General features: G+C 62.8%; 8 protein-coding genes. 7 read left to right on the top strand and 1 reads right to left on the bottom strand.

The window, feature by feature from the left end:
- The first annotated feature begins 9 nt into the window (after nucleotides 1–9).
- The 7 genes from K206_RS0114555 to arsH are packed head-to-tail and all read left to right on the top strand — an operon-like array spanning nucleotide 10 to nucleotide 5,407.
- Nucleotides 10–456, top strand: a complete 447-nt coding sequence (locus K206_RS0114555; protein WP_020203138.1) for an ArsI/CadI family heavy metal resistance metalloenzyme — start codon at nucleotides 10–12, stop codon at nucleotides 454–456.
- 11 nt (nucleotides 457–467) lie between these two features.
- Nucleotides 468–965, top strand: coding sequence for an arsenate reductase ArsC (locus tag K206_RS0114560; RefSeq protein WP_008643209.1), 498 nt, complete (start codon nucleotides 468–470; stop codon nucleotides 963–965).
- 41 nt (nucleotides 966–1,006) lie between these two features.
- Nucleotides 1,007–1,366 (top strand): arsenite efflux transporter metallochaperone ArsD, encoded by a 360-nt coding sequence (arsD, locus tag K206_RS41600; RefSeq protein WP_008643208.1) that lies wholly within the window; start codon nucleotides 1,007–1,009, stop codon nucleotides 1,364–1,366.
- Between the two features lie 13 nt (nucleotides 1,367–1,379).
- Nucleotides 1,380–3,146, top strand: a complete 1,767-nt coding sequence (gene arsA / locus K206_RS0114565) for an arsenical pump-driving ATPase (RefSeq protein WP_008643205.1) — start codon at nucleotides 1,380–1,382, stop codon at nucleotides 3,144–3,146.
- A gap of 29 nt (nucleotides 3,147–3,175) precedes the next feature.
- A complete protein-coding gene (arsB, locus tag K206_RS0114570) occupies nucleotides 3,176–4,255 on the top strand; it encodes an ACR3 family arsenite efflux transporter (protein ID WP_021204056.1) in 1,080 nt (359 codons plus the stop codon).
- 14 nt (nucleotides 4,256–4,269) lie between these two features.
- Complete coding sequence (arsC, locus tag K206_RS0114575; protein WP_020203139.1) at nucleotides 4,270–4,692, top strand: arsenate reductase (glutaredoxin); 423 nt, start codon at nucleotides 4,270–4,272, stop codon at nucleotides 4,690–4,692.
- A complete protein-coding gene (arsH, locus tag K206_RS0114580) occupies nucleotides 4,685–5,407 on the top strand; it encodes an arsenical resistance protein ArsH (protein ID WP_008643201.1) in 723 nt (240 codons plus the stop codon). Before arsC ends, arsH begins: the two co-directional genes overlap by 8 nt.
- A 41-nt stretch (nucleotides 5,408–5,448) precedes the next feature.
- Here arsH and radC read toward each other — a convergent pair whose 3' ends face one another.
- A complete protein-coding gene (gene radC / locus K206_RS0114585) occupies nucleotides 5,449–5,958 on the bottom strand; it encodes a DNA repair protein RadC (protein WP_008643200.1) in 510 nt (169 codons plus the stop codon).
- Between the last annotated feature and the right edge of the window lie 356 nt (nucleotides 5,959–6,314).

Here is a 6,314-nt window from a genome sequence, read left to right on the forward strand (position 1 = left end):
GAACTCTCCATGAAGCGCTTCCACGTCCACCTGCACGTCGATGACTTGAACCGCAGCATCGGCTTCTATTCCCAACTATTCGCGGCGCAGCCTGCGCGCGTCGAAGGCGACTACGCGAAGTGGATGCTCGAAGACCCGCCGGTCAACTTCGCCATCTCCACGCGCGGCAGCGAGCCGGGCATCGACCACCTGGGTATCCAGACCGACGACGCCGAGGAACTGGCCGCCCTGAAACTCCGCGCACAAGCCGCCGACATGGCGTTGCTCGACGAAGGCACGACCACCTGCTGCTACGCACGCAGCGAGAAGCATTGGGTCACCGACCCGCAGGGTATTGCCTGGGAGCACTTCCACACGTTAGGCAGCATCCCGGTCTTCCATGAAGCGGCTTCAGTCACGACACCGATCACCGCACCGGCTTGCTGCACAGCAAGCCCCCGTTCTTCCTGCTGTTGAGAAAGCACACCATGACCACAGAGGCCGCATACAACGCACTGTTCATCTGCACGGGCAATTCCGCACGTTCCATCCTCGCCGAAGGCATCCTCAACAAACTGGGCCAAGGGCGCTTTCGGGCGTACTCGGCAGGTAGCCAGCCCAAGGGCGAAGTGCATCCGCTGGCGCTCGCCACGCTGGAGCGGCTGCACATGCCAACGACTGGCTACCGCAGCAAAAGCTGGGATGAGTTCGTAGCGCCGGGGGCGCCGGTGTTCGACTTCATTTTTACCGTCTGCGACAACGCCGCCGGCGAGGCTTGCCCGTTTTGGCCGGGCAAGCCGGTATCGGCTCACTGGGGCGTGCCCGATCCGGCAGCCGTCGAAGGTAGCGAAGAACAACGACTCAAAGCGTTCAAGGATGCCGCGCTGATTTTGCGCCGCCGCATCGAGCTGTTTCTCTCGCTGCCACTGCAACGCCTGGACGCCATGTCGCTGCAACGCGAGTTGCGAAACATCGGCCAAGAGTGAAGAGCGTCACTTCATCAACAACCAATTTGAAAGGACACCCCATGCCAAGCATCCAGATTTTCGACCCGGCGCTATGTTGTAGCACCGGCGTATGTGGCGTTGAAGTGGATCAAAACTTGGTGAACTTCGCCGCCGATGTGGATTGGGCCAAGCAACACGGTGCTCAGGTCGAACGCTTCAACCTGGCACAGCAACCCCTCGCTTTCGCCGAAAACCCGACAGTGAAAGGCTTTTTACAACGCTCGGGCCAAGAGGCGCTGCCCCTGGTTCTGGTCGATGGTGAGGTGGCCTTGGCCGGTCGCTACCCCAGCCGAAGCGAATTGACCCGCTGGGCTGGCATCGAGGCGCCCGAAGCCTCGCCAGCCCAAAACGCCTGCTGCTCTGGCGGCCGCTGCTGCTGAACAAGGAGATCCCATGCACTTCCTGACCCAGCCGCCTCGCTTCCTGTTTTTCACCGGCAAAGGGGGCGTCGGCAAGACCTCCATCGCCTGCGCAACGGCCGTGCAACTGGCGACCCAGGGCAAGCGTGTGCTGCTCGTCAGTACCGACCCGGCTTCCAACGTGGGGCAGGTTTTCGGCGAACGCATCGGAAACCACATCACGATGATTGCCGCCGTGCCGAATCTATGGGCACTGGAAATCGACCCGCAGGCAGCCGCGCAAGCGTACCGTGACCGCATAGTCGGCCCAGTGCGAGGCGTGTTGCCCGATGCGGTAGTGGATGGCATCGAAGAATCCCTGTCGGGTGCCTGCACCACGGAAATCGCCGCCTTCGATGAGTTCACGGCCCTGCTGACCGATGCGGCGCTGACGCAGGATTACGCGCACATCATTTTCGACACAGCCCCTACCGGCCACACCATCCGCCTGCTGCAACTGCCGGGCGCATGGAGTGGCTTTCTGGAAGCAGGCAAAGGCGATGCGTCGTGCCTGGGGCCGCTGGCGGGCCTGGAAAAACAGCGCAGTCAGTACAAGGCTGCGGTAGAGGCGTTGGCCGATCCCTTGCGCACTCGTCTAGTGCTGGTTGCCCGTGCGCAGCGCCCCACGCTGCGCGAGGCGGCCCGCACCCATGAAGAACTGGCCGCTATCGGCCTGTCACAGCAACACCTGGTCATCAACGGCGTATTTCCTGCCAGCGAGGCCGAAACCGATACGCTTGCCGCTGCCATCTACGAAAAAGAGCAGGCTACGCTGGCCGCCATTCCGTCTGTCCTCCAGGCGTTGCCTCGGGATCAGATCGCGCTCAAGCCGTTCAACCTCGTGGGCCTCGACGCTCTGCGCCATCTGCTGGTCGATACCGACGCCACATATGGCGCCGATGCCATCGAGCTGCCCGACCAGATCAATGCGCCGGACTTATCCGCCCTGGTCGATGAAGTCGCTGCCGATGGGCACGGTCTGGTCATGGTGATGGGCAAAGGCGGCGTGGGCAAGACCACGCTGGCCGCTGCCATTGCCGTGGAGCTGGCGGGCCGGGGCCTGCCCGTGCATCTGACCACCTCCGACCCGGCTGCGCATCTGGCCGACACGCTGGAAGGTTCGCTTCCCAATCTGGCTCTCAGCCGCATCGACCCCCAGGAAGCCACGGCACGCTATCGCCAGCATGTGATGGACACCAAGGGCGCGCAGCTCGATGCCGAAGGCCGCGCCTTGCTGGAAGAAGACCTGCGCTCGCCCTGCACCGAGGAAATCGCGGTGTTCCAGGCATTCTCCCGTGCCATCCGCGAAGGGGGCAGAAAGTTCGTGGTGATGGACACCGCGCCCACAGGCCACACCTTGCTGCTGCTCGACGCCACCGGCGCATACCACCGCGACATCGCCCGGCAGATGGGTGAGACGGGCGTTCATTTCACGACGCCGATGATGCAGTTGCAAGATCCGAAGCAGACCAAGGTGCTCATTGTCACCCTGGCCGAAACCACGCCCGTGCTGGAAGCGGCCAACCTGCAAGACGACCTGCGCCGCGCGGGCATCGAGCCGTGGGCCTGGATCGTTAACAACAGCGTGGCGGCCGCACATCCGCATTCCCCGCTGCTGCGCCAGCGTGCACGCAACGAGTTGCGGGAAATCGACGCCGTGGCCACACAACATGCCCGACGCCATGCTGTCGTGCCGCTTCTGACCGAAGAGCCGGTGGGAGTGGAGCGTCTGCGGGCTTTGGCAAACAGGAAAACCTCATGAATCACGACAGCCCCCAAAGCGGGCATTCGATGCTGAACACGCCATCGCGCCTGTCCTTCCTAGATCGCTATCTCACCGTCTGGATTTTCGCCGCGATGGCGCTGGGTGTTGCATTGGGTACGTTCTTCGACGGTTTGCCCGATGCGCTCAATGCGCTCTCGATCGGCACGACCAACGTCCCGATCGCCATCGGCCTGATCCTGATGATGTACCCGCCGCTGGCCAAGGTGCGCTACGAGACGCTACACGAGGTCTTCGCCGACCGGCGCGTGCTGTTGCTGTCACTGGTGCAAAACTGGATCATCGGGCCGGTGCTGATGTTCGTGCTGGCGGTGATTTTCCTACGCGACCAGCCGGAATACATGACCGGCCTGATCCTGATTGGACTGGCACGCTGCATCGCTATGGTGCTTGTGTGGAACCAGTTGGCGCGTGGTGATAACCAGTATGTCGCGGGCCTGGTCGCCTTCAATTCGATCTTCCAGATCCTGTTCTTCTCGACCTATGCCTGGTTCTTCCTGTCGGTGCTGCCGCCTGTGTTCGGCCTGCAAGGCAGCGTCATTGACGTGGGCTTTTGGACGATCACCGAGGCGGTACTGATTTACCTGGGCATCCCGTTCCTGGCCGGCTACCTGACCCGGCGCTCGCTGATTCGACGCAAGGGCCAGGACTGGTACGAGCGTGCATTCCTGCCGCGGATCAGTCCCATCACGCTGGCGGCGCTACTGTTCACCATCGTGGCCATGTTTAGCCTCAAAGGTGCCGACGTGGTGCGCCTGCCGATGGACGCGCTAAAGATTGCCGTGCCGCTGACACTCTACTTCGTGATCCAGTTCCTCATCAGTTTCTTTATGGGCCGGCTGATCCAGGCCGACTACCCACGCACCACCGCCATCGCCTTCACTGCCGCAGGCAACAACTTCGAGCTGGCCATCGCCGTGGCTATTGCGTCGTTCGGCCTGGCTTCGCCTGTCGCCTTCACCACGGTGATCGGGCCGCTGGTGGAAGTGCCGGTGCTCATCCTGCTGGTGCATGTCGCCTTGCGGTTGGGCCGCCGGTGGCGGCTCAAGGGCGCCAGCATGTATTCCGCCAACCCCACGAATCCCTGAACCGAGGCAATGGCATGAGCCAGATCACCATCTATCACAACCCCGACTGCGGTACGTCGCGCAACGTGCTGGGCTTGATTCGCAACAGCGGCGAAGAGCCGACCATCATCGAATACTTGAAAACACCGCCCGACCGCGAGACGCTGAAAACGCTGATCGCTGCGATGGGTGTGCCAGTGCGTGCGGTGCTGCGCGAGAAAGGCACACCTTATGCGGAATTGGGCCTGGATGATTCCAAATGGAGCGACGAACATTTAATCGACTTCATGCTCCAGCACCCCATCCTCATCAACCGCCCCATCGTGGTCTCGCCGCTGGGCGCACTGCTGTGCAGACCTTCGGAAGCGGTGCTGGACATCCTGCCCCAGCCGCAGCGCGGTGCATTCAGCAAGGAAGACGGCGAAGCCGTCGTGAATGCGGAAGGCCGCCGTGTCTGAATCCAGAATCGACCTACCCAATATCGACACCGCGCTGTTCCAGCAACCCGATGCCCAGCGGTTAATGGCACCCGAGCGTGCCACCCACGCGCCGCGCTTCCTGCTGCTCTATGGCTCGCTGCGCGAACGCTCGTTCAGCCGCCTGGCTGCTGAAGAAGCGGCACACATCCTGAGCGCGCTCGGCGGCGAGACACGGATGTTCAACCCCTCGGGCCTGCCGTTGGTGGATGACGCGCCTCACGATCACCCAAAGGTCAGGGAACTGCACGAACTGGTGCAATGGGCCGAAAGCATGGTGTGGAGTTCGCCCGAGCGCCACGGTGCCATGACCGGCTTGATGAAGACCCAAATAGACTGGATTCCTCTGTCGGTCGGCGCGGTGCGCCCGACACAGGGCAAGACGTTGGCGGTGATGCAGGTGTCGGGTGGATCGCAGTCCTTCAACGCCGTTAACCAAATGCGCGTGTTGGGCCGCTGGATGCGGATGCTGACCGTCCCAAACCAGTCTTCGGTCGCCAAGGCATACCAGGAGTTCGATGAAGCGGGACGCATGAAGCCCTCGGCCTATTACGACCGCATCGTGGATGTGATGGAAGAGCTGATGAAGTTCACGCTGCTCACGCGCGACGTGGCGCCATATCTGGTAGATCGCTACAGCGAACGCAAGGAAAGCGCCGAAGCCCTGAGCCGGCGCGTCAATCAAGCAGCGATCTGAGAGCCGCCATCGCAGCAAAATGGGGGCCGAAGCCCCCTCGGTCAAATCAGACCGCGTTCGGCGAAGGATATGGTGCTGCCACCCGCCACGATGATGTGATCCAGCGTGCGGACATCCACCAGCGCCAGCGCCTCCCTGAGCCGCTGGGTCAGTACCTTGTCGGCGCCGCTCGGTTCGGGGTTGCCGCTCGGATGGTTGTGCGAAACGATGACCGCTGCCGCATTGAGCCGCAGCGCCTCCTTGACCAGCTCGCGTGGATACACCGATGCACTGTCGATGGTGCCTCGGAAAAGCTCGCTGTATTCGATCAGGCGATGCTGCGTATCCAAGAACAGCACAGCGAAGACTTCATGCTCGAAACCAGCCAACTTGGCGCTCAGGTACTCCTTGACCGCCACCGGCGAACTGAACGACGCACCGCGCTGCATCTTGTACTCGATGGCCTGGCGCGCGGCCTCCAGAATTTGGTCGGCCGTCGCCAGCAGGTAGCGGCCCTGTGCATCGCGCACCATCAGCGAGGCATCGAACGAGGAAAAGGACAGTTGCGACATGATCGTGCTCCGGTTGCTCGGGCGGAATTGCCCGGAACCGTGGCCAGCACGGCGCAGCGCAAGCAGTCAGGGGTCGCAGACGGCCGCCAGGACGCAAGCGTGCATGGCACGCGCCGCCCTTGACGGCGAGAACGCCGTGATACGGTGAAGGGAACAGCAAGACCGCCCACACCCCGCCCACTGCACACTGTCGTCTTTTGGGCAAGCGAAGCACGCAGGCCCGGCAGGGCCGGAGGCGGCAGGGGCCAAAGCCGGATGGCCGCGATTCGGCACGAAGCGCGGGGCGCAGCCCGCGAACCCGACGGCGGCACGCCGGGACGCCCGACTGCTTGGGGCAGGGCTACTCGTTGTCGGTC

Source organism: Cupriavidus sp. WS (assembly GCF_000395345.1).
GTDB classification, from domain to species: domain Bacteria; phylum Pseudomonadota; class Gammaproteobacteria; order Burkholderiales; family Burkholderiaceae; genus Cupriavidus; species Cupriavidus basilensis_B.